The following is a 24448-nucleotide window of genomic DNA, read 5'->3' on the forward strand; positions in this document are numbered from 1 at the left end:
GCAGTTGCTTCAAGTCGGGAAACCCGCCCAACGCACTGCCTCACCTTTGCGTCTATGCGTGAGCTTTTCAAATAATTAATCAACAACGCCAAAATATTTATGTAAGAAGTCTATTGAATTGGTATAAGATTAATGATTTAATTCACTGATTCTGATGTGTCTGGTATGGCTAAAGCTAGCAATAAAATCGGGATTTCTACCCAAGCATGAATTGCGGCGACAATTCCATATACAGCACGGGCATTATTAAATGCTATCGTAAACCCGATAAATAATAATGTGCTAAATAAAATAATAAACCATGTAAAATACTTTCGTGGGTATCCTATAAATATACTGTTGTTGGTTCTAGATTGCTTACTATCTTCCGACGTTGGTAATACACCAATCACTACTGCATAATGCATAGATTGTAAAAATACTGCTGCGGAAAAAGCATGAATAGCGATGATTTGATTGTGTAATTGTTTGGGGACAAATACTCCTAAATGCGCTTCAATTCCGCCAACAGGGAGTAAGGAGAATTCCCATTCTACTAAATTTAAAGATGATAATAATTTGTAGGGTATTCCTGAAAGAATTAGTAAGGGAATGAGTATAAATACTATAACACAAGCTAGCAAAGCGCGATCGCGGTTTGAACCTCGCAATTTTTCAGCGATAAATCCTACAGGGGTAAGGTTATGAAGTACAGCGAATAATAACAGTGTGAGAGTTGGCGAAAAAAATATTCCTAATGCAATTCCAGCAGCTAATACAGTTCCCACAATTCCCAGTCGCCAATCTTTTTTGACTAAAATCGGGATAACGAGAATTACTAAGCCAACTACACAACTGAGTTCTAAAGGTATGCTTACCCAAGTAGGAATTAAACCAAATACTTGTAAACTGCGTAAAGAAATAATTATTAATAATAGCTGGCTAATAGAAATTCGTAGGCGGGTTATTAGCCGTTGACTAAAGCGATTTTCGACATAGTGCAATTCTGTTAAAACATGGGTAAGCCCAAATGTTGCTAAAGTCAAGGTGTAAGTAGCTAGAGGAAAAGCTACAGATAATATTGCACTCAGCAAAACTAAAGCAATAGCCGCTATTATGAACATTATTATGATAATTTATTGCGTTTTTTGAAAAAATTTGATTTTTTATAAACTAGCACTATCCCAACGAGTGAGAATCCAGGGATAATTAAATTCAAGAAATTAAAATTTCTGCGCGATGATGGTAATGGTCTGTTATCTTGTGTTTGATAAGCCTTCTTTTCAGGACTTCCTTGTTGGTAAGTATAGATAACTTCTTTATATTTTAATTCCAGAGATTTAGGTTTAATTGCCACAATTTCTAAGACATCTGCAACTTCTTTCACTCCATATCTATCTGGGAGTAATCCCACTGGGTTAATACTAGCTTTAGCAGGAATTAATACAGATTTTTTGCTATTAAAGTTTTTTAGGGATATACCTTCTTTATTTTTGAGAATTTCTTGGGATTTGACTAGAGATTTTTTTAGAGCATAGACATCGCTGTATTCCCGATAGCCATTTAATCCTAAACATTTACCTGATTCGATGATTCTGTTATATGTTGGGATACTGGGGTTTGCTGACTTGATGTTAGCAACTATAAAATAATTAGAATATTTATTAAGATTTGCTATTTGAAAACAGTAATTTACTCTAGATTCCCCAGGTGATAAAACATCTGCTGAAGCAGTAGGTACTTGAATGCAGGAGAGGAGAGTAAGTAAAACTAATATTGTGAGGATTGGTTTTACAGGCTTCATGATATGCACAATGGTATAAATTTTATAGTTTAAATATAGCTTCTAATAATCATTGATTTGTGGATTTGTACAAAAATATACTTTTTTTGAACGCAAAGTTACGCTAAGGTTAACGCAAAGGTACGCAGAGTTTTTTAAGTTCTATGTATTTGAACTAAAATACCTATTTTAACTATTGGTAGTGGTTGCGGTTTTTTAAATAACAATAAGCCGACAAGTAAAGTTATTAGCCAAATTGCTATCGAAAATCAGAATTGAGTATTTATCCAAGCAGGAATGATGGGTAAGAAGTGAATTCCGATGGCAATAAATGGGCTAATCAAAAACAATAACAATTGCCAGTTTCGATAATACAACATAAAATCTCATACCAATCCATGACATTGGTATCAAAATTTTGTGTAACTCTCGGCTTCTGGATCGCTTACTTTAAGTATTTGTAACAAAACTTACATTTTCTCTATAATGGTTGTGTATTTACTTATAGATTTTTTATCCTGTTTGTACTAAACTACGATAAAACAATCGGCATTATGTATTTAACATGGAAAATACACAACAGGCAAGTAGCGAATTAAACGCTACTACCAATACGGCCAATGACTCTTTTGCAACGGTAAACCCAAGCGGAATCAGGCTGACAACGATTTTAAAAACCATCAGAGGTGGTTTTTTTCTGGTAATCGGATATTTACTTTCGCCGATGTCTTGGTGGAACGATTTATTTTTCAATCTCCCACTGGCTTATGGCTTTGGTTATCTCTGTAGTTTATTTTCCAAAGACTTACTGGTACCATGTGCGATCGCAGGCTATTGGCTTTCTAATGTACTAGGAATTCTCCTGATGCAAGCTGGGGTGATGGATGTACTGCAAAATCAGGCGCAAGAACGCAATTTAAAAAAAGAGTTGCTGACAGGGTTAGCTTCTTCTACTGCTTATACTTTGGTAATTTTGGCGTTAATTCATTTCAAGATTCTCGATACGCCGAATCTTTTCCCCGGTAGTTAATTCACTGAAGAGGAAAAGGGGCAGGGGGCAGGGGGAAAATAAAATATCTTTTCTCAAAAATTGGATAATTTATTTTCTGGAAATCCCTGAATTCACCGCACAGGAAAAGGGGTAGGGGGTAGGGGAAGAATTATCTGTAGCTGGGATTGAGACAAATGCTATTAATCCCCAAATTGATACTTCATTGCGGGAAGGGCAATGTATAAAAATATCTTATTTATATGAAATTTTAATCGGAGATAATTAGCTAATTATTGGTTTCGGAAGGTTGTTCTGCTGGCTTCTCGCTTTTTGATGAAGGATTTTCACTAGAATTTTGTTTTACCTCTTGGGTAGGTACTACTACAGGCGCAGGAGCCGAACTTTTAGATTCTACTGGCGCTTGGGGAACGACTACAGGGTTAGACTGTTTTTCTGATTTTGGCGGCGCAGAATTGTTAGGAACAGCAGGTGAGTTATTTGCTGGTGATGCTGCTGGTGTAGGCTTACGAGAACGAGTTGTGCGAATTGTGCGTAATGTTTCTACTAGCGAGGGAGAGGGCGAAACTTCCGGCGCAGGTGAAGATTTTTCTGGGGTTTGACGGGGCGTTGATTGTTCTTGTTCTTGAGAACGTCGGTTACGGCTAGAAGAGCTAGAAGATTCTTCTTGATAAACACGACGATTGCGCCTGCGACGTGAGGAAGTAGAAACGGGTGTAGTTTCGCTAGCAGAAGTGTTTTGTACTTCTTTCGTTGTCTCAGTTGGTGTAGAGTTAACTACTGGTGTTTGCGGGCTGGGGCTAGCTTCGATAGTTGGTTCGGCAAATAGCTGCTTTTCTGGTGACTGGGGCTGAGATTTTGGCAGCATACTAGTAATACCAAAACCTGCGGTAGCTGCAACAACGGCAACAGTTGTACCAATAAATACTTTAGATTTTGCTAGTTTTTGCGCCAGCAATTTAGCATTATTGATCGCAAATGATGGATCGATATATTTTTTGGTAGTTCTGGTAAAAAATTCGTCCTGTTCTTGTAGCGATAAATTTATAGTGGCGACTGTATGGGTGGGTACAGATTGAGGTACTGTATTTGTGCTTTCACCGGGTAGCAGTTTCAGCCATTCGGTGACTGTGGCGGGACGAAAACGCGATTCTACCGCCATACCCCGCATCACTGCTTGGTTAACAGCAGCACTAAGGTGGGGTTGGAGTTCGCGGGGAGTTGGCATTTGTTCGCGATCGCGCAATAATGCCGGCAGGGGTACTTGGGCGGTTAACAATGCGTATAATGTAGCTGCCAAGCCATACACATCTGTAGCGGGTGTACGCGGTGCTTGGGTTAAATACTGCTCAATGGGGGAATAACCTTCCGAAACCATCCCCGTGTGAGTTTGTCTCACACCGCCATTAAATTCACGCGCAATGCCAAAATCAATCAGCACTACTTCCTGAGTGCCTTGGCGCAAAATAATATTATCCGGTTTCACATCTCGATGCAGTAAACCGTTATTATGAACAACCTGTAAAGCTGCGCCAATTTGTCTGATGTAATGGATGGCGGTAGCTTCCGGTAAAGGTATCCCTGGTAAGACAAATGCATCCCCCAAGGTATCCCCAGGAATGTACTCCATTACCATGTAAGGCAGCCCAGATTCGACAAAAAAGTCGCTCACCCGCACAATATTCGGGTGGACACAAGTAGCTAATCTTCTCGCCTCATCTTGGAATTGGCGCTCGAACTTGGCAAAATCAGGATGTTGTCGCAGCCTTTCATTAATAGTTTTAATCACTACTTCCTGACCTAAGTAATGATGCATAGCTTTGAACGTGATTCCAAAGCCACCGCGCCCGATTTCTTGATTTAGGGTATATTTGCCACCCTGTAAAGTTGTACCTGCTAACATAAAGATTTTTGCGTTTTGAGTCCTTAGTCCGAAGTGAGCAGATAAGTACTGAGTCCTGAGTTTTAAAGCAATTATAAAGAAATCGCTTCCCCCCTCAGTGGGAAAACCTCCCTATTATGGCAAGAGTTTTGTCTTTTTCATAATACATTGCCATTTGCCTGAGCGACCTTAAAGGTATGGTAAGGGAGATAAGAACTTATTATGTTAGGGGCAGGGGGACAAGGAGCAGGGGGACAAGGAGGACAAAGAATTTTGGATTTTAGATTTTAGATTAGAATCCAAAATCGCAAATCTAAAATCTAAAATTGTTTCAATGCCCCATGCCCAATTTTAAAACCTTTGACCAATACCAAAATGAACTCGGCTTTCTCCTTGGTCATTGACTCCGTAGTCGGCGCGGAGTACTCCCAGGGGTGAATCTAAGCGGACTCCTGCGCCGTAACCAAAGCCGTTACCGGGTTTACTTCTTGCCCCGGCGGGATCTCCTAAAACTGTGTTACCAGAACCTAAGTCTGAAGCATAGTCAGCAAATAACACTCCTCCTACAGCAGAGAGGATGGGAAAGCGATATTCGGCTGAGGCTAAGACGTAACTGCGTCCGTTACCTACTGCGCCAGTATTGTAACCGCGTACTGAGTTAGCACCGCCTAAATTAAAGGCTTCGTAAGGGGGTAAATTTCCCAAAACTGTCCCAGCTTGGACGTTAACGGCAAATACTTGCGGTTTTTGGCTGCCAAATAAATTTACTGGTAAATATTGGCTATAATTCGCTTGCACGCGATTCATGGAAATATTACCTTGACCAACGGGAACTGATTGTTCTGTACTTAATTTCAGCAGGGAACCTTGGGTAGGATTGAGGGAATTATTCCGGCGGTCTTGGGTAGCGGTGAATGATACTGTGGTTAAGTCGTCAATACCTGTACCGCTAGCGGTGAGGGTATTTCCTTGGGCGTCTTTGGCGGCGACATTGCCTTGGCGATCGCGAATACTGATGCGATTATAGTTAAATCCTAAGGATGTATCCCAATCATCTATTGGTCTTTGAAAGCTAATACTACCGCCAATTCTCCCTTCTCTGGCTTGTTCACCATTAGCTAAGGGAATTTCATCGTCAAAGGTTTGCGATATTTCCCGACGGCGAAAGGCGTTGATGGTATATCCTAAACGATCGGGGTTGGTTTGGCGATAGGGGCTGTTATATCTGGTGTCAAATTGAAAATCGCGCAAGCCGACGCCTAAATTTAAACCTAAGGTATTGTTAACGCCGCCGACATTCTGGTCTTGATATGTGACTGTGCCTAATACACCTTGGTCAGCGTTGTAACTACCGCCTACATTTACCGCACGCGCCCCAGTTTCTTTGAGTTCGTAGACTAAATCTACCTTATTTGCATCCCCTTCTAAAGCTACATTCACCGTTTCAAATAAGCCTGTGCGATATAGCTGTTGCACATCTTGGCGAACAGCATTTTCTTGGAAGATTTGACCGGGTTTGAGTTTTAGCTGTTGGCGGATAAAATCTGGTTTAGTACGTCCGGTGACAGGGTTACCTTTGCTATCAACGGTTTTACCATCGTCGTTCATAAACCGGAATTTGATATCGCCTACCAAACCTTCGGCAACATTTATATTGAGAATGCCTTCCCGGTTGGGTTTAATTGATAGCACCCTAGCGAGATTATAACCGTTATCGGCATACCATTTATTAATTTTTTCTACCGCTTGCTGGAGTGTCGCCGGACTAATTACAGTCCCGATTTGCGGCTGAAAGTAACTTTGCGCTACTTGATAGGTTAGCACCTTCGCCCCGGAAAGTTGGAGCGATCGCACTACTACTGGTTGTACTTGATACGATACATTCATCCCGGCAGGCGTAATTCGGCTATTTACAGTCGCACTAGTAAATAAACCTGTATCTAAAATTGCCGCTACATCTTTTTGTAACTGACCTTGACTGGTATCTCCCCCTTTTTGGGTTTTAATGACTTTGCGAACTATTTGCTGTAATTCCGCACTTGCGCCCAATATCTGCACATCTGTGGCTGTAACTACTAAATTATTGTCAATATTAGTAACCGGATTAGTAACCGGAGAAACTACAGGTTTAGGCGTTGGGGTAACTTGTTGAGCTTGTATTTTCCCGACTGTAACTTTAGAATTCCCCTGTATCTCCTTTACCTGAGAAACAGGTAACACAACCTGTAAATTCTTTTTCTCTCCCTTGTCCCCCTTCCCTTTGTCCCCTATCCCTGAGGAATTATGACCAACACCACTGGGCAACAATACAGGATTTTGCGAAAATTGTTGAGAAATTACGGTTTCCGGTGCTGAAACTGCTTCTTTGCGGGCTGGCGTTTCTTCAACTACCGGAACTACCAAATTACTTGGTTTGTCAGTGGGAATGGCGTTTGTAGTAGGTGCAGCCATTGCTTGCTGAGTGGCGCTATTAGTAGCCAATGTCGCTAAAGTAAAAATTGCAGCAGAAGAAACTCGCATAATATTCAGCCTATGTTGCCTAATTTACTGGTAATTAATCGTAGTCAGGTGAGTCAGTGAGGATAATAGTAACTTCCAGCTGCTTAAGCTATTTTTATCCCCATTCATTCCTCTTTTCTACATAGACATTTAAATATAATTTTTTGTTTCTCATGAGCGATCTATCTTCTTTATCTGTAGCATTCCCATCACAATCATCGGCTGCGCGGTTGCAATTACTGGTATTAAGTAATGGTCATGGTGAAGATATAATTGCCGTCAGAATTTTGCAAGCATTTTTACAACAATCAAACCCACCAGATATTTATGTGTTACCTCTGGTGGGTGAAGGATATGCTTACCAAAAATTAGATGTGCCGTTGATAGGTTCTGTGCGGAATATGCCTTCTGGCGGTTTTGTCTATATGGATAGTCGCCAATTAGTCAAAGATGTACGTGGTGGTTTATTACAACTTACCTTGAGTCAAATTAAAGCTGTGCGCCGTTGGGTAAATCAACAAAAAAAACTAGGTAATCGCACGGGAATTTTAGCAGTAGGGGATATTGTACCGCTATTATTTGCTACTTTTAGCAGTGCTAATTATGCTTTTGTAGGTACAGCGAAATCAGAATATTATGTCCGCGATGAAGGCGGGTTATTACCACGTAAAAATAAAGGCGCAAAGTGGGAAAACTTTTCCGGTTCGATTTATCATCCTTGGGAACGCTGGTTAATGAGTCGTCCCCGATGTCGCGCTGTATTTCCTAGAGATTCCTTGACTACGGAAACATTACAAAAGTTCCAAGTTCCAGCTTTTGATTTTGGTAATCCGATGATGGATGGTTTAGAACCTTCCTTTCCTACAGGACGGTTTTACACTGCGGATTTACAACAGCAAGAAATCAATCGTCCTTTGGTTGTGACTTTGCTGCCTGGTTCCCGTGCGCCAGAAGCTTATAATAACTGGGAAACAATTATGGTTGCGGTGTCTGCATTAATCGCCAGTTTCCGCGATCGCAATTCTGTATTTCACACCAATAGTACAGTGGTATTCTTAGGCGCGATCGCCCCTGGTTTAGATTTTACTACTTTAACCCAAACCCTCACCACCCAAGGTTGGCGACCCCATACAGAATCTCCGGTGCAACTTGCTGACTCTAATCGCTTGACATTTAAGCAAAAAAATGCATATTTAGTTTTGACGCAAAATGCTTATAACGACTGCTTGCATTTGGCAGATTTGGCGATCGCAATGGCTGGAACCGCAACAGAACAATTTGTTGGTTTAGGAAAACCTGCGATCGCTATTCCTGGTGATGGGCCTCAATACAACCCCGGTTTTGCTGAAGCGCAAAGTCGTCTTTTGGGGCCATCCTTAATTTTAGTAGACCAACCAGGACAAGTTGCCAAAATCGTGCAATCTCTCTTCAAAAATCCTGATACCTTGCAATTAATCGCCGACAACGGATTGCGGCGCATGGGTCAACCAGGTGCAGCGCAACGGATTGCCGAATGTTTACAATCAAAATTGTAGTTGGGCATGGGGCATAAAAAGTCAAAAGTCAAAAGTCAAAAGTCAAAAATATTTCTGAATTTTGAATTGATTTTGTCTCCCTTGTCCCCCTTGTCCCCCTTGTCCTCCTTGTCCCCCTTCCCTTGTCTCCCAAACTTCCTCATCCCACCAAACCAGAACGCAAGGCGCGAACCGCGGCTTGGGTACGGTCATCAGCGCAGAGTTTATTGAGGATGTTACGCACGTGGGTTTTGACTGTACCAACTGTGATGTAGAGTTTTTCGGCAATTTGACCATTGCTGCAACCAGCAACAATCAATTCCAAAATTTCCAGTTCGCGCTGGGTTAAGGGGTAGGTTTCTAAAACTTGCTCGTACTCTGAAGCCAAAGCTTCTATTTTCACAGTCTTGGGTTTATCGCTATTATTGGCTTCACCAGGTATACCTTGGCGCATTTTCCGTAAAACTACGTTAGCGATCGCCGGATCGATCCAAGAGTTACCAGTATAAGTTGCTTGGATCGCTTCTGTTAATCTGGTGATGCTGGTTTCTTTCATATAATAAGAATCAGCCCCAGCCGCAAAAGCCGCCAGTACAGCATCTTCTGTATGATCCATTGTCAGGATCAGGATTTTGGTGGCTTGGCCTGTTTCCGCTTGCTGACGCTTAAATTTGCGGGTGAGTTCAATCCCATCCATATCCGGTAAGCCAATATCTACCACCGCTACATCTGGTTTAGCAGTTTCTAACAGCTTCAATCCTTGGGTAGCATTTGCTGCTTCACCGATAACTTTCACGCCCGTCTGCGATTGGAGTGCGGCTCTTAGCCCCATACGGGTGAGATCGTGATCTTCAATTAAAATAATACTAATTTCACTCATTGCAACGCTCACGTTTTTTAGCTCCAGTTTGGGAAATACTTAACTTATCTAAAGTCTTTATTTCTTTTTACCAAACCAAAGATAGATGATATTTAGACTACCGTGCATCCACCGATAGAAATAATAAATTTATGATTTTCAGTTGGCGATAGATGTAAATATCTAGCCAAAGATGTATAGATATTTTACGAGAAAAATTGAAATATTGAGACATAATCATGGTTTTTGCAGTCTGTTGGCTTTATTTACCCAGTCAGGACTCATCAAGCTTGAAGCACATATAACATCAGTGGTTTACATATTTACTGATTAGGATTATCTAGCATAATTAGCGTCGTAGGGAGGAAATTTTTTTTTGGTAAAGTAACTGCTGTTTAGGTATCTAGGCTAGAGGTAAGTCTACAAAATTCTTTATTGTTCCTAGCTGTAACTAGAAATTAGGCAATTTTAGTAATGTGTCATAATCCAATATTTTTACGCTCAAAAATTTACAATAAATAAAATTAAAACCTATATTTTCTGCGAATTTTATCTTCGCCACAGCAGATGATACTTCTATGATTTTTGTAGAGAAACATCACAAAATTGTTACCTTCTGACAAACTTGCACAATCCGCGATCGCCAAAAATATTGTGGCAACTGCCAGAAGTAAAATAAAATACTTAGCAATATATATCTTATTTCAGCTAGCCCCTAGCCCCTCACCCCTGATTCAAGCAACCTGATGAGTAAAATTGCTCAGGCTTATGGTACATAATAGTTATTATGCAACTCACACCAATGACTGACGACAGCTTCTAAGCTGTTTATTTAGAATTGTGTTGAAGCTTGATGCAAGTAATTGAAGTTACTATGCATCGGCTGAGTTTGCTATGGAGGTTTAATAAGTAACTGTTGATTAATTGCTGATGATCAAAGAGCGTAAATTAGTTAATTCTCGATAGAGGTTTTGGATAATTTCTATTTCTCAACCAGATGTATCTACTATCAAGGGGTATTTAATACTTATATACAACTAAGTTAACCCAACTAAGTAGAAAATAGCATTAAGTAAATTTTTCAGCAAGTAATTCCCAAACTACAAGCAGAGGATAAAACAGCTAATGTCAGAGATATCAAATAAATTTAAACCTGCCGAAGAGGGACAAAATTTAATCTTTCCCCTAAGTTATGTCCCCAGGCATATAAAAAACAAATCCTGCCCTGAAAATGACTAGAGATAAATTAAATGTTGCTGGCTAAATCCTGAAGCCTGTCATCATTGAGAAACTTGGAGAGAACAGGGTAATTCTCAACAGGTATTGGTTAATATGCAAAATTCTCTTAAAGTTTTATCGGCAGTTTTGCCAACTTAAGCAGAATTTATCAGAAATAAGCGCGTATTTGTGCCGTCATCACATAGCGGTAACTCAAATACAATGATTTTTAATTTGATATTAAAAATCTCAAATTGGCAGAGTTAACCCATACCCAAGTAGTGGTAACCAGATTTTTAAATTAGAGGTTGGGAATTAACAGCAATACTGATGAATAATAAATATTAAGCATTACCCAATATCAAATTTAAAATGATTTAGTTTAACAATTTGAAATCGGTAATGCTAAACATCAACCTGTATCTGACAGCGAAAATAAAAGCCGATGGAAGAGACGCTGAAAATATTAGTTGTAGACGATGATGAAGTAGATCGCATGATAGTTCGTCGTGCCCTGATTCAAGCAGGTGTACCCATAGAATTATCAGAAGTAAGCGTCTGCAATGATGCGATCCATACCTTAAGAAATACTACTTATGACTGCGTATTTCTAGACTATCGTCTACCAGATGCAGATGGCTTAACTTTGATTCAACAGTTACGCTCATTAGAAATTAAAGTTCCCATAATAGTGCTAACTGGATTGGGAGATGAACCAATCGCTGTTGAGTTGATGAAAGCAGGTGCTACAGATTATATATCTAAAGCTAGATTATCTTCCGAACGAGTAGCGCAAGTTTTGCGCAATGCAATTCGAGTTCACCGTGCGGAAATGCAGACAGCTTTGGCTCATCAGCAACTTAAAGAAAGTCACGAACAACTAACTCGTAAACATGAAGAACTCGAAAGACAACGGCAACAAATTCATCTGCAAAATTTAAGATTATTAGAAGCATCGCGGCTAAAATCGCAATTTTTAGCCACTATATCCCATGAATTGCGCACGCCAATGAATGCCATAATTGGCTTTTCGCAAATCTTGCTGCGTCCTAAATTTGGGCAACTTACCCATCAGCAAAAGGATATGGTTGAACGTATCCTCAATAATGGGAAGCATTTGTTGATGTTATTAAATGAAGTCTTAGATTTTTCTAAATTAGAAGCAGGAAGGTTTGAATTAAAACCAGAATTATGCGATTTACCAAAAATAATTGAAAACACAGTAGCCGATATCCGTTCTTTAGCAGAAGCTAAAAGACTGTCTTTATTAGTTGATATTAATTTAGCCGATCCATTAATTTTTAATGATGCAAATCGCTTGCAACAAATTTTAGTTAACTTACTTTCCAACGCCATTAAATTTACAGAATCTGGTAATATTTGGGTAGAAGTGAGTGAAATTCCTCATAATAAAGTAGCAATTAGCGTGCGGGATACAGGTATTGGTATCGCATCTCGCGATTTCAAACTCATTTTTGAAGCTTTTCGTCAAGTAGATCAAAGTATTACGCGCAAATATCCCGGTACCGGTTTAGGATTAGCAATTGTTGATTCATTAGTCAGAATGATGGGTGGTAAAATTATTCTTAAGAGTCAACTAAGGGTAGGTTCATTGTTTAGAATTGAATTACCACGGCAGGTAACATTGTCAAATGCAGCATTTGATGATGCAGCATTAAAGTTAGATAGCGATTATATTTTTTGTACTGCCGAAAATCCCCATCCTGTCTCTCATCAACCGAGCCAGCATCAACATCACTCCCAGCCACAACCTAACCAACACCAACATTCCTCACCGGAAAAATCCGGCAAAATTTCAATAAGTTCTGCTAAATTCAATTTATAAGCTTAATTGTAATTAATTGTAAAAATATATAAGTTATCAATCATGTCTGTTCGCGAAAACTCTCAAATAGATAGAATTCTGGCTGTAGACGATACTATAGATAATCTTATTTTGGTGCAAACAATTTTAGAAAGCGAAGGCTATGAGATTGATTTAGTATCCGATGGGATGACAGCTCTAGAAAAAGTTGCCGAATCGCCACCAGATTTAATTTTATTAGATGTGATGATGCCTGGAATTGATGGTTATGAAGTCACACGGCGAATTCGAGAACTGTTAGGTAATAAAAACTATATTCCTATATTGTTAATTACAGCGTTTCACGAATCTAGCGTTGTTGAAGGTTTAGATGTCGGTGCTGACGACTTTATTCGCAAACCATTTGATACAGATGAACTACTAGCCAGAGTGCGATCGCTATTGCGTTTAAAGCACAGTTTGGATGCACAAAAAAAGATGGCGCGTCAACGCGAAGACTTTGTTTCTCGTCTCACACATGATTTGCGCACACCTTTAGTAGCTGCAGATCGGATGCTGAATTTATTTATGGAAGATACCTTCTGTAAAATTTCGCCAGAAATGAAACAAGCCATTGGCGTGATGATTCGCAGTAATCAAAATTTAATGCAAATGGTAAATACCCTGCTAGAAGTTTCGCGCTTTGAAGCGGGTAAAAAGACTTTAAATTGGGAAAGTTGCAATCTCAAAGAAACAGCGCAAGAAGTGATTAGCGAACTCATTCCTTTGGCGATGGAGAAAGATATCACCCTCAAATTAGATACCCAAGAATTAGATAATTTGGGAGATAAGGCTGGTGTAGTTATGGGTGATAACCTAGAATTACGCCGAGTTTTGAGTAATTTAGTAGGTAATGCAATTAAATTTACAGATACAGGAAGTGTAGAAATTAAGCTTTCAGAACAACCAGATAAAAAAGAAAATTCTGATTATTTAACCATTGAGGTAAAAGATACAGGCTATGGTATTGCACCAGAAGATCAAGCCAGTATTTTTGAACGATTTCGTCAAGGTAGAAATAAACGTTCCGGTAGCGGTTTAGGATTGCATTTATCTCAGCGAATTGTTGAAGCACATGGCGGTACTATTGAACTCAGTTCCGTATTAGGTGAAGGTAGTGTATTTACAGTTCGCTTACCGAAAAATTTAGAATAGTCATTTGTCATTTGTCATTTGTCATTTGTCATTTGTTAATTTACTAATTAGCCCCTCACGAAAAAATCTCACAACCAAATATGAAAATCTCTCTTCCCTAGCCCCTATCACTACGTATCCAGTAATGGTGATTATGATTGAATGGTAGCTGATTGAGGTTTTAAATTTAAACGCAAAGTTAGGCAAAGAAGGAGTTATGAATTAATGACATGTTTTACTAAGTAATTTGTGAATAACTATTTCTAATTCATCAATCATGTAGGGTTTGCTTAAATAAGCATCAAAACCCGCTTGGAGAATTCTGGTGCGATCCTCTTGGCTAGCTAATGCTGTCACTGCAATAACTGGAATGTGGCGGGTTAAGGGTTCTTGTTTTAAATAGCGCACCATCTCAATACCGTTGATAGTTGGCAATAAAATATCCAACATAATTAAGTCTGGTTGGTACTCTTTTGCTACTACTACAGTATTGATACTATCTGATTGACAAATGAATCTACAACCCAGCGATTCCAGCGCATAACCCATCAACAATAAATTATCATCATTATCTTCTACTGCTAAAATTAAAGGCTGTTGAGAGTTACGCTGCTTGCGATCGCTTTTTGATGAATGTTTTAAGTACATTTTTGCTCCGGAGGATACAAGTGAGATTCATTGTCTTTCATAACTCACAAAACTATCTATATTGAGAATTAACGCGATAATTTACGCACGCAAAACTGTTTCTCGCTTGAGAAGTTTCCTGAATACTTTGATATGAGAATCTCGAAAAAATAAGCTTCAAACTATAACATTTACCCCTCAATTATATGCAAAATTAAAGAATGTTTTTGGATTTATATCATCAAATCTTTGAATATACAAAAAAGTATATAAATCGTAATTATTAATTTACTTGTATTTTTATATACCTTATGTTTCTTACACTACAGACTCATTTACATATTTGACATCTATATCTTATTGTAATACAGTATATTACATGCGATAACTACTCATAAAAATCTGAACACTTTTTTTAATCTGCCCCTCAGTCAGATGCAACGCGATACTAAAGCAAGAAGCTGTCCTACTATATTTTTGTTAATCTCAATCTCAGCCTTAACTTATATGTAGTCTAACGCAGGTAACTCATCATTGCGTATTAGTCGGTTGAATTTCGCCAGAAAAAAGGACAAAAAATTAAATGACAGTATTAAGCAGTGCTAATTCCTGCCACATTAGCCGAGCGATCGCAATTAGAATATAATAGAAAACCCTGTGCTAAACTTTTACGTCAGCTAAAGATAGCTCACCTACCGCTACAGTGAAAAAGATATGGTTTTTGATGATTTTAGAAATAACGAAGGTAATTCTGCAAATAACAACCGTCAAAACCTTCTGAGTAGCGGTTGGCGTCCATTACAACGCGACTTTGATTGGGGGTTTTTTTGGCAAGTTCTCTTTCACGATACCCAGGAGTTAACGCAAAAAACTATTAATTTAGCGAGTTATTACGCCGATGCTTTAGGTAGAAGAGATTATAGCTGGTGGGCAAATATCTTAAATGTTGCTTCTGACTATACGCGCGGTGAATTGCAAAAATATTGGAGTTTTATTACACCAGATCCTTTAACGCCAGATAATCGCTATAAAGAAGTTTTAAGTACAGAAACACCCATTAACCAATTTGTTAGCCGCAATAGCATTCCTATTGATTATGTACTCAATCGATTACAAGAAATTACCGTATTGCGAGTTTTAGCCTTATTAGAACGTCCCGATATTATTACCCAATATTATTCAGAACGAGACTTTTACTTTCCCGTCGATAAATTTATCAGTTGGGAAAGAATTGATGTGATTAATACTGTTTATGCTTATTGGGCTAAACATGATATTTGGTTGCAAATAGATCCCTACGATCGCGGACGCAAACAATATACTTTGATGTCTAGAAATATGGCACCGTTAATTAACAAAGCAACTTACAATTTAGCTGTTATGTTAAGCGGTTATCAAAGTCGTGTTGGTAGGGTTCACAGCCAATTTCCGATTCGCACTTTTCCCGCAGATATTCAAAGTTTTACAGACGCAGTTCAGCAATCAATTCTCAATCAAAATCAGTTAGCAGTTGTTGTACATGGCGAACCGGGTACGGGTAAAACCGCATGGACTCAGGCTGTAGCCCAAGAGATTTTAGTACCTTTAGGCTATGTAATTTTTATTTTAGATCATGATGCCATTACAAATTTTGTTCCGCCTAGTTATTTAGAGCAAATTTGCATCATTATTAATGAAGCAGATAACCTAGCGCAAAATCGTGCTTACGAAGTCGCCCAATATAATAATAAAACCGAACATATTTTGAGTTTATTAGACGGCACTTTGTATCAAAGCATCATTGATGAATCTGGGATGCAAATGAAGCAGCGTTTAGTAGTATTGATGACTTGTAATACTACAGAAAGATTAGATCCAGCGATGTTACGCAAGGGAAGAGTTGATTTAATTTATGAGTTTACACAAAAATTTGTATAAGTAGGCGTGAAAATTTTTCTTCTTAGTCAATAGTCATTTGTTAGAGACGCGATTTGTAGAGACGCGATGAATCGCGTCTCTACAAGAGTCAACATTTTTTTGGTAAATACCTGCAATTCCGGAATTAATGCGGAATATTGTGTATTAGTTAATAAATTTAATTAAAAAGTAATAAATCAGCATGAATATTCAACAACTGATTACAGAATCATTGACTTTGCCGATTAATGCGATCGCATATCATATTAGTCAAGAATTAGCCGCGATTTATCCCCGGAAATTTCTCTTAGAAGGTAACGATAGTACATTCAATTTAGAAAAATACGCCCAGGCTAATCTCTGCCAAATTCAACATCATGCTTCTATTCACAACCAAATTTTAACTAGTTGGGATGGCATGGAAAATCAGCTATATAAATATACAGAAAATGCTGAATTTATGGTGAAATGGCAAGGACAGCAATTTGATGTATTATTAATGAGTTGGCAAGAAGGTTATTGTAAAACTAGATATTACTGGATTTTGGCTCATAATCAAGAATTAGCAGAAAAGTTTTTTACGGCTGTTTGTGATTGGAATTCCGAAATTCGTGAAGAGGTTTTAGTTTTTGAAGATGGTTATTGGAATAAAAACCCCGAACTATTTCAATCGATTAAAACAGCTACTTTTGATAATTTAATTTTGCATGGTAACCTGAAACAAGAAATTCAAGATGACTTGAGTAACTTTTTTGCTTCCCAAGCAACCTATGCAGCTTATGATATTCCTTGGAAACGAGGAATTTTATTTATTGGTTCACCAGGAAACGGGAAAACTCATACAGTCAAAGCTTTAATTAATCTTATGCAAAAGCCTTGTCTGTATGTGAAGAGTTTTAAGTCTGAGTATGATACGGATAGCGAAAATATTCGCAAAGTATTTAAACAAGCGAGACAGTCTGCACCCTGTATTTTAGTTCTAGAGGATTTAGATTCTCTGTTAACTGACGAAAATCGTTCTTTCTTTCTCAATGAACTTGATGGTTTTGCGGCTAACGAGGGAATTGTCACCATTGCTAGTACCAATCACCCAGAAAGGCTAGATCCAGCAATTCGCGATCGCCCTAGTCGTTTCGATCGCAAGTATCACTTCGATTTACCAGATAACTCGGTAAGACAAGCTTATATTACCATGTGGAGCGATCGCTTAAAACCAGAGATGCGTCTGTCACCACAAGCGGTAACTCAGATAGCAACTATGACAGATGGCTTTTCTTTCGCCTATCTCAAAGAATTGTTTCTTTCATCAATGATTCATTGGATGGGGAATATGTCAACTAATGGGATAGAAGCAATTATGGTGACACAAATTGCAATTTTAAGAGAACAAATGGAGAGTAAAAACACCAGCAGCGAATCTACAGAAGAGACAGAAGCCGCTCGTAAATCAATACGGTTCCATTAAGGATAAATGTAGCTTGGGTTGTAGCTTGATTCCCCGAAGGGGTACGAAGTGAAACCCAACAAAGCGCCGAAAATGTTGGGTTACCCTGCGGGAAGCCGCTCCTCGTCTACGTTCCTCAACCCAACCTACGCCTATATATGAAAGGGAAGAGAGAAATAACTCTTTCAAATCAAAGTGTAGAAGGACGCAATTAGAAGGAAATTAAATGACAAATGACACCTATACTTAATTAACGCCCTAGAAAAGATTGAAACAACCAATATGCGATCGTTCCGAAAATAATAATTAAAGATACAGGTAAAAACCAAATGCCTAAATGAGGTGTTTCTGTATTGGCTAAATAATATATTTGCCACTCAATATAAGCAAATAACCAAATCATTTCGGTTTTTAACCAATTTAACATTGAGCAGGCAATGTGATATTGACGCAGTGCATTTTCCTCTGTAATTTGCACTGCATAATTAAATGTTTGGGGATAGTGACTAACCACTGTCAGCAAACCATACATTAATAAACTTAATAAGGGGAACAGCCAGAGAAAGTTTTTACTCCCCCAGCCGTTAGCTTTACCATCAACTCCGAAATGGATGGGTATAGTCTCTGGTAATGCAAACCAAGCATGAATTGCTGTACCAAACAATGCAACTATTCCCGCGATCGCAATCCAATTGAGCATTTTTGCTTGTTGAGTCTGGGGAGGGATAAAAACAGGTCTTTGATAACTCATTATAGCTCCATTGTATCGGCTAATTGTGTTTATAATTTAGCCTGGGATGGTCGCTAATGTCTTGGGCTTGTTACAGAGATTTAAGATACTATCATATTCTTTTATGAGAGAGATTTACTAGGGCGATCGGCGTAAACCTTAATGATAGGTAAACCTCCTTGAGGAATGCTGGTAAAAAATTGTTGTTTTAAGTTATCAATAAAATATGAACCCAGCAAACTGATGATTGATAAAATTGTGGCGAATAGGGCAAACTTGGCGGGTATACTAATGATGATTATCTTGCCAAATTACGAGTTTTTTACCCAGTAGGGTGACGGGATTGGGACTATTACTATCGAGATAACTTAATGGGCTAATGGGATACCATTGTTTAGTCCAAGAAAATTGTGTTTCCATAAGCGAAATAAAAAAAATCTAATTAGTAACTCTACATTTTCAATTTAGCGTAGAGTGTTTATTTGTGGGGATTTATGGAAGATTTAGGAATTATTAACCGCCAAGACGCCAAGGACGCCAAGGAAGAGAGAGGTATGATTGAGAGAGGTTAAGTGTTAATAATTTGTTATAGATTGGAGAAGGTACGCCGCTTGCAAAACTAACAATGGAAGGGATATGAAAAGCAAACATCCAGCCGTCTACGCTTTAGTTTTACAAAGCGTTCTCGTGTTTTCGCCTTTGCTGCTGTCTCCTGGTAAAATCAATGGGCAAACTGTACCTGCTGTATCGTCTGGTGTGGCTCCTGCTCCGGTATTATCTAATCAGGAACGGGAAGAATTGGCTGGATTGCTGGCGCAACGGCGGATTCAAGATGCAACCCAATCTGATGTTGAGCGTAATTTTAATCAGACTACCATGCCCTTGAATATCTGGATAGTATTATTAAGCTTATTTCCTGTCGCTACAATAGTTTTACTGTGGCTATTACGTGGATTAATTATCCGCGAAGTTGTGAATAAGGCAATGTCACAGATAGAAGGTGTGGAAAGTTTGCAAACTCAGCTAAATGCGGTGAAGCAAGAAGCTGAAAATGCAATTCAAGCGGTGCAAAAGATTACTCAAGATTTGGGGAAAGAGGTTGAGAATCTGCAAGCTAAGATTAAAAGCGAGCAAGAAAATTTATCTACGATTAATTCTGATTTTACGGCGAAGCAAGCAAGTATTTTAAATCAGTTAGATGCGGAAGTTAAAGTTATTCAAGCTAAATTAGAAAATATAGATACGGAATTTGCAAGTCAATTAGGGCAATTACTTGCAAATGCCCAAAATCAAAGTAATTTTACTGTTGAAAATTTAAGCAAAATAGAATCTGATTTATCGCTGCAATTATCAGAAATACTATTAAATGTAGAACAGCAAAAAGATAGCACATTAGCAAGTTTAAATACATCTCAGGCGGAATTTACAGGAAATTTAGCGGCGTTACAGGCTGATACGCAGCAACAAAAAGATATAGCTGTTGAGAAAATTACGAGTTTAGCAACAGAAGCGGCGAATAAAATATCAGAGTCGCAAGCAGAGGTTGGACAGCAAAAAGATGCGAGTTTGGTGAATATTGCTGAGTTAGAAAATGCTTTGAAAATAGAAGCAGTAAATAAAATATCTGAGTTACAAGCAGAAGTTACACAGCGAAAAGATGCGAGTTTGGCGAATATTGCTGAGTTGGAAAGTAGCTTGAGAACGCAATTGACAGAATTACAAGCTAATAGTCAACAGCAAAAAGAGCAGATTTTTGCTGATTTACAAAAATTGCAAGCAGAATTTACTAGTAACTTGGCTGAGTTACTGGGGGATGTGGAAAGACAGAAAGATTTAATTATTGAGAAGTTAGAAAAATCTGGTTCGGAATTTACCTCGCAATTTTCGGAATTACAGATAAATGCACAACAGCAGAAAATTCTGATTTTAGAAAAGCTGGAAAGATTAGAAACGGAATTTGTCTCCCAGCTTTCGGAATTGCAATTCGATGCACAACAACGCAAGGATTCTATTTTAGAAGAACTGACGGAAATTAAACAGCCAGCGATAATTGAAATTGAGGCGAAAAAATTAGAACCGTTACAATCTCCTAAGCCAGAAACCTCGTCTATCACAGAAGATGTAGAGGTTAGCGTTGCCGACGATGAATATTTGACAAGGGGAGATGTATTGTTTGGCGAAAAACGGTATTTAGAAGCGATCGCATTTTACAATCAAGCAGTGGAAACTCAGCCAGATAACCCCACAGCTTGGTTTAAGCAAGGTTTAACTCTCGCTAGGTTGAAACGCTACCAAGACGCGATCGCATCCTATGATAAAGCATTGAAAATTAATCCCAACGATCATCAAGCATGGTGCGATCGCGGTGTGGCTTTGGGGTATTTACGCAAACATCAACAGGCTTTTGTATCATTTAATCAAGCGACGAAAGTTAAACCCGATGACGCTGTAGCATGGATGAATCGCGGTTTAGCCTTGATTGAATTGGAAGAATACGACGAAGCGATCGCATCTTTTGACAAAGCCATTGAAATTAAACCATCCCCGAAAGCTTGGGATAAACGCGGCTATTGTTTGGTAAGGTTGGGAAGAGATGACGAAGCGATCGCATCTTTTGACAAAGCATTAGCACTCAAACCCGATTATGCGGTTACTTTGTATAATAAAGCCGCCTGTTACGCACTGCAAAAACAAGTGGAATTAGCTGTAGAAAATCTCCAGCAAGCGATTAACTTGAATCCGCGATATCAGGAAGAAGCAGCGACAGATATTGATTTTGATGATATTGCAGATGAGCCGCCGTTTAGGGAATTGATTGGTAAACCAGAGTAAAAACTCTTTAACTCTCACTCATCCCGCAATCCCGCCGTCACCCTAGAAGGGTGCGGCTAATTGAACAAAGCCTGCCTTCGCAGGCTAACGAAAATTCCAGCCTGCGAAGGCAGGCTTTGTAACGTTAGCCCCAGGCTTCTAGCCTGCGGGCGGTATATCGGGTATGCGAGAGAACTGTTTGTATCTGTATTCAGGGATAAAACCTACCATTCACCAAATGCGTTCTCTGCAATTTGTTTTTTCTCACGCAAAGGACATCCAATTTTTTAAATACCCAATAAATTTGTAGTGCGAGCAGCGTTCGACTGAGCGCTCACGCCGAAGTCTTGCTCGCTTTTGAACACCAGCGAGCAAGATGCTCGCACTACGGAATATGGGTAATTTATTTTTTGTAAGTCCCCAAAGGCGCAAAGACGCAAAGAAGAAATCCAAGAATCCCCTTCCCCATGCCCAATGCCCACTCGCCCTGAGCGAAGCCGAAGGGATGCCCCATGCCCCATGCCCATCATGTATACTTAAAAACAGCACATCCCAACGCCGGCAATGACTGTTAAACAGAAGAAAATCCTGATATTAGCTGCAAATCCTAGCAATACATCACGATTGCGTCTTGATCAAGAATTGCGTGATATCAAGGAAGGATTACAAAGGGCACAAAATCGAGAGAACTTTGATTTACGCTATGATTTAGCAGTCCGTGTGAGGGATATTCGCCGCGCTATTTTGGATTATCGCCCGAATATTATCCACTTTTCTGGGCATGGTGCAGGGATAGAAGGACTCGCTTTTGAGGATGAAACGGGAAAAACACAGCTAGTTACAGGTGAAGCATTAGCTGGATTATTTGGACAGTTTTCTAAACAAGTAGAATGTGTGCTGTTGAATGCTTGTTACTCCAAAGTTCAAGCTGAGGCTATTTCCCAACACATTAATTATGTGATTGGGATGAACGATAAAATCGGAGATAAAGCCGCGATTGAGTTTGTTGTCGGTTTTTACGATGGACTTCTCGGTTACAATTCCGAATATGATGAAGTTTCGCCTGTAGAGTTTGCTTTTGATTTGGCGCGAAATGCGATCGCCTTAGCTCGTGTCCCTGGTGAGTTGATTCCTGAACTTAAAAAAAAACCCATTTAACCCCCCTTCACCAACCTTTAGGCAATCTTACCAACGTCCCAGAGTTACCACCGTACTTTTTACCCCGTCCCGAAGAACTTACACCCTTAAAATGCAAAGTATTATCTTCAACAAAGCAACCTGTGGGTATTACAGGCAAAAGTCGCCGTGTTGGTGTGCAAGGAATGGGTGGAATTGGGAAAACAGTCTTAGCTACAGCCTTAGCGCGGGATGAAGAAGTTAGAAAAGCGTTTCCTGATGGGGTGTTGTGGGTAACATTTGGACAAACGCCACAGATTTTAACTTGGCAATCCTATCTTGCTTCGGCGTTGGGTGACAAGCAAGCGGCGTTTACCGAGGTGGGATTGGCGAAAGCGCGGTTGCGGGAGTTGTTTGCACAGAAAGCTTGCTTGCTGATTTTGGATGATATCTGGCGTTTGGATGATGCGACGGCGTTTGATGTGTTGGGGGAACGCTGTCAGATGTTAATTACTACCCGTGATGGGGCGATAGTCACGGGGTTGGGCGGGGAAGAATATCAGCTGGCAGTTTTGGGTGAACAACAGGCGTTAGAACTGTTAGCAGATTGGGCAAATCAACCGGAGATACTGCACCCCACCCCTAACCCCTCCCCGCAAGCAGGGAGGGGGACAGAGAATGTTGCGGATTCTGCTGTGCAAACTGGGAGGGGGAAAGATAATATTGGTATCTCTCAATCTTCTTTCCCAACTAGCCGAGAAACAGATATTTCCTCTTACCCCTCCTCGCTTGCGGGGAGGGGTGGCGCAGCCGGGGTGGGGTTAATTTTGCAGGTTGCGCGGGAATGTGGATATTTGCCCTTAGCATTAGCGATGGTTGGCGCGATGATGCGGGGGAAACCTGCAAATCGCTGGCAGAATATTTTAGAAAAACTCCGCAGTGCTGATTTAGAGAAAATCAAACAACAGTTTCCCGATTATCCTTATCCCGATTTACTCAAAGCTCTTGCGGTCAGTGTAGAGGCTTTGGATGAGAATTGCCAACAGCGATATTTAGATTTTGCGGTATTTCCGGAAGATACACCCATACCCGAAGCAGTTTTGCAGACATTTTGGCAACCCTTGGGGTTAGATGAGTTTGATAGCCAAGATGTGATTGATGAATTGGTGAGTAAATCTCTGGCTTTGCGGGATGAAGCGGGAAATTTGCGGTTGCATGACTTGCAGTTTGATTATGTCAGGAAGCAGTACACGACTTTAGCAAATAAAAGTGAGGGGATAGGGTTTTTACACAATCGGCTGTTAAATGCTTACAGCGAAAAATACCCCCAAGGCTGGCATAGTTTAGAAAATGACGGTTATATTTGGGAGAATTTAGCCTATCACTTGCTGGCTGGGGGAAGGAAAGGAGAATTACAACAACTGCTGTGTGATTTTCGCTGGTTACAGGCGAAGTTGGAGAACATCAATATTAATGCGTTGTTAGCAGATTATGATTTTTTATCAGAGAATGAGGATTTACAGCTAATTCAAGGTGCATTGCTACGGTCGGTACATATTTTAATTCAAGATAAACAGCAATTGCCAGGGCAATTATTAGGGCGATTGCTGGGTTTTGAAAGTTTAGCAATTCAGGCATTGTTAACCCAAGCGCAGCAATGCAAAACTCCTGGCTTGCTTCCGCAAATAGCAAGTTTAACTCCTCCTGGCAGTTCCTTAGTACGTACCCTAGAAGGTCATAGTTACTCGGTAAATGCGATCGCCCTGAGTGCAGATGGCAAATACGCGATTTCTGCTTCCGATGACAACACCCTCAAAGTCTGGGATTGGCAAACCGGACAACAACTGCGTACCCTAGAAGGTCATAGTGACTGCGTAAATGCGATCGCCCTGAGTGCAGATGGCAAATACGCGATTTCTGCTTCCTCTGACAACACCCTCAAAGTCTGGGATTGGCAAACCGGACAACAACTGCGTACCCTGGAAGGTCATAGTCACTCGGTAATTGCGATCGCCCTGAGTGCAGATGGCAAATACGCGATTTCTGCTTCCTCTGACAACACCCTCAAAGTCTGGGATTGGCA

The 24448-nt window shown here is 39.7% G+C and carries 17 protein-coding genes; 9 read left to right on the top strand and 8 right to left on the bottom strand.

The features are described from left to right. Window positions 1-137 precede the first annotated feature (137 nt). Window positions 138-1103 carry a hypothetical protein gene (locus tag AACW45_RS19840; RefSeq protein ID WP_190634114.1) on the bottom strand — a complete coding sequence of 322 codons (966 nt, stop codon included), beginning with the start codon at window positions 1101-1103 and terminating at the stop codon, window positions 138-140. 2 nt (window positions 1104-1105) lie between these two features. Beyond that, window positions 1106-1783, bottom strand: a complete 678-nt coding sequence (locus AACW45_RS19845; protein WP_190634117.1) for a hypothetical protein — start codon at window positions 1781-1783, stop codon at window positions 1106-1108. Window positions 1784-2327: 544 nt separating this feature from the next. Between AACW45_RS19845 and AACW45_RS19850 the strand changes: the two genes are divergently transcribed. Beyond that, window positions 2328-2792: a hypothetical protein gene (locus AACW45_RS19850; protein WP_190634118.1), complete on the top strand. Its 465-nt coding sequence runs from the start codon at window positions 2328-2330 to the stop codon at window positions 2790-2792. Between the two features lie 247 nt (window positions 2793-3039). Here AACW45_RS19850 and AACW45_RS19855 read toward each other — a convergent pair whose 3' ends face one another. Together AACW45_RS19855 and AACW45_RS19860 are read right to left on the bottom strand one after the other, a co-directional pair. Next, a complete protein-coding gene (locus AACW45_RS19855) occupies window positions 3040-4674 on the bottom strand; it encodes a serine/threonine protein kinase (RefSeq protein WP_190634120.1) in 1635 nt (544 codons plus the stop codon). A gap of 330 nt (window positions 4675-5004) precedes the next feature. After that, entirely contained in the window at window positions 5005-7173 is a 2169-nt protein-coding gene (locus AACW45_RS19860; RefSeq protein ID WP_190634122.1) for a BamA/OMP85 family outer membrane protein, read from the bottom strand. A gap of 152 nt (window positions 7174-7325) precedes the next feature. Between AACW45_RS19860 and AACW45_RS19865 the strand changes: the two genes are divergently transcribed. Next, entirely contained in the window at window positions 7326-8687 is a 1362-nt protein-coding gene (locus AACW45_RS19865) for a lipid-A-disaccharide synthase-related protein (RefSeq protein ID WP_190634123.1), read from the top strand. Window positions 8688-8826: 139 nt separating this feature from the next. On the opposite strand, the gene AACW45_RS19870 is transcribed toward AACW45_RS19865, so the two are convergent. Then, window positions 8827-9546 carry a response regulator transcription factor gene (locus tag AACW45_RS19870; protein ID WP_096645749.1) on the bottom strand — a complete coding sequence of 240 codons (720 nt, stop codon included), beginning with the start codon at window positions 9544-9546 and terminating at the stop codon, window positions 8827-8829. Between the two features lie 1642 nt (window positions 9547-11188). On the opposite strand from AACW45_RS19870, the gene AACW45_RS19875 reads away from it, so the two are divergent. Together AACW45_RS19875 and AACW45_RS19880 are read left to right on the top strand one after the other, a co-directional pair. Further along, window positions 11189-12589: an ATP-binding response regulator gene (locus AACW45_RS19875; RefSeq protein WP_190634125.1), complete on the top strand. Its 1401-nt coding sequence runs from the start codon at window positions 11189-11191 to the stop codon at window positions 12587-12589. Window positions 12590-12631: 42 nt separating this feature from the next. Continuing rightward, complete coding sequence (locus AACW45_RS19880; protein ID WP_190634127.1) at window positions 12632-13762, top strand: ATP-binding response regulator; 1131 nt, start codon at window positions 12632-12634, stop codon at window positions 13760-13762. Between the two features lie 201 nt (window positions 13763-13963). On the opposite strand, the gene AACW45_RS19885 is transcribed toward AACW45_RS19880, so the two are convergent. Beyond that, window positions 13964-14389 carry a response regulator gene (locus AACW45_RS19885; RefSeq protein ID WP_190634129.1) on the bottom strand — a complete coding sequence of 142 codons (426 nt, stop codon included), beginning with the start codon at window positions 14387-14389 and terminating at the stop codon, window positions 13964-13966. A 693-nt stretch (window positions 14390-15082) separates the two neighbouring features. Between AACW45_RS19885 and AACW45_RS19890 the strand changes: the two genes are divergently transcribed. Both AACW45_RS19890 and AACW45_RS19895 read left to right on the top strand, forming a co-directional pair. Next, window positions 15083-16285, top strand: coding sequence for an AAA family ATPase (locus AACW45_RS19890; protein ID WP_096645745.1), 1203 nt, complete (start codon window positions 15083-15085; stop codon window positions 16283-16285). 181 nt (window positions 16286-16466) lie between these two features. Beyond that, window positions 16467-17729, top strand: coding sequence for an AAA family ATPase (locus AACW45_RS19895; RefSeq protein WP_190634131.1), 1263 nt, complete (start codon window positions 16467-16469; stop codon window positions 17727-17729). Between the two features lie 229 nt (window positions 17730-17958). On the opposite strand, the gene AACW45_RS19900 is transcribed toward AACW45_RS19895, so the two are convergent. Then, complete coding sequence (locus AACW45_RS19900; RefSeq protein ID WP_190634133.1) at window positions 17959-18459, bottom strand: DUF1648 domain-containing protein; 501 nt, start codon at window positions 18457-18459, stop codon at window positions 17959-17961. Between the two features lie 267 nt (window positions 18460-18726). Continuing rightward, a complete protein-coding gene (locus AACW45_RS19905) occupies window positions 18727-18858 on the bottom strand; it encodes a hypothetical protein (RefSeq protein ID WP_277880415.1) in 132 nt (43 codons plus the stop codon). A gap of 216 nt (window positions 18859-19074) precedes the next feature. Here AACW45_RS19905 and AACW45_RS19910 point away from each other — a divergent pair, with 216 nt between their 5' ends. The 3 genes from AACW45_RS19910 to AACW45_RS19920 form a co-directional block, all read left to right on the top strand. After that, a complete protein-coding gene (locus tag AACW45_RS19910) occupies window positions 19075-21270 on the top strand; it encodes a tetratricopeptide repeat protein (protein WP_190634134.1) in 2196 nt (731 codons plus the stop codon). 543 nt (window positions 21271-21813) lie between these two features. After that, on the top strand, window positions 21814-22407 hold the full coding sequence (locus AACW45_RS19915) for a CHAT domain-containing protein (protein WP_190634138.1): 594 nt from the start codon (window positions 21814-21816) through the stop codon (window positions 22405-22407). Between the two features lie 122 nt (window positions 22408-22529). Continuing rightward, the coding region (locus tag AACW45_RS19920) for an NB-ARC domain-containing protein (RefSeq protein ID WP_313933790.1) at window positions 22530-24448 on the top strand (1919 nt) is incomplete at its 3' end.

The organism is Calothrix sp. FACHB-168 (assembly GCF_963889195.1).
Classification (GTDB): Bacteria; Cyanobacteriota; Cyanobacteriia; order Cyanobacteriales; family Nostocaceae; genus Aulosira; species Aulosira anomala_A.

Coding starts and splice junctions, on each gene's coding strand:
- AACW45_RS19840 (WP_190634114.1), bottom strand. CDS start 1,103: ATGTTCATAATAGCGGCTATTGCTTTAGTTTTGCTGAGTGCAATATTA.
- AACW45_RS19845 (WP_190634117.1), bottom strand. CDS start 1,783: ATGAAGCCTGTAAAACCAATCCTCACAATATTAGTTTTACTTACTCTC.
- AACW45_RS19850 (WP_190634118.1), top strand. CDS start 2,328: ATGGAAAATACACAACAGGCAAGTAGCGAATTAAACGCTACTACCAAT.
- AACW45_RS19855 (WP_190634120.1), bottom strand. CDS start 4,674: ATGTTAGCAGGTACAACTTTACAGGGTGGCAAATATACCCTAAATCAA.
- AACW45_RS19860 (WP_190634122.1), bottom strand. CDS start 7,173: ATGCGAGTTTCTTCTGCTGCAATTTTTACTTTAGCGACATTGGCTACT.
- AACW45_RS19865 (WP_190634123.1), top strand. CDS start 7,326: ATGAGCGATCTATCTTCTTTATCTGTAGCATTCCCATCACAATCATCG.
- AACW45_RS19870 (WP_096645749.1), bottom strand. CDS start 9,546: ATGAGTGAAATTAGTATTATTTTAATTGAAGATCACGATCTCACCCGT.
- AACW45_RS19875 (WP_190634125.1), top strand. CDS start 11,189: ATGGAAGAGACGCTGAAAATATTAGTTGTAGACGATGATGAAGTAGAT.
- AACW45_RS19880 (WP_190634127.1), top strand. CDS start 12,632: ATGTCTGTTCGCGAAAACTCTCAAATAGATAGAATTCTGGCTGTAGAC.
- AACW45_RS19885 (WP_190634129.1), bottom strand. CDS start 14,389: ATGTACTTAAAACATTCATCAAAAAGCGATCGCAAGCAGCGTAACTCT.
- AACW45_RS19890 (WP_096645745.1), top strand. CDS start 15,083: ATGGTTTTTGATGATTTTAGAAATAACGAAGGTAATTCTGCAAATAAC.
- AACW45_RS19895 (WP_190634131.1), top strand. CDS start 16,467: ATGAATATTCAACAACTGATTACAGAATCATTGACTTTGCCGATTAAT.
- AACW45_RS19900 (WP_190634133.1), bottom strand. CDS start 18,459: ATGAGTTATCAAAGACCTGTTTTTATCCCTCCCCAGACTCAACAAGCA.
- AACW45_RS19905 (WP_277880415.1), bottom strand. CDS start 18,858: ATGGAAACACAATTTTCTTGGACTAAACAATGGTATCCCATTAGCCCA.
- AACW45_RS19910 (WP_190634134.1), top strand. CDS start 19,075: ATGAAAAGCAAACATCCAGCCGTCTACGCTTTAGTTTTACAAAGCGTT.
- AACW45_RS19915 (WP_190634138.1), top strand. CDS start 21,814: ATGACTGTTAAACAGAAGAAAATCCTGATATTAGCTGCAAATCCTAGC.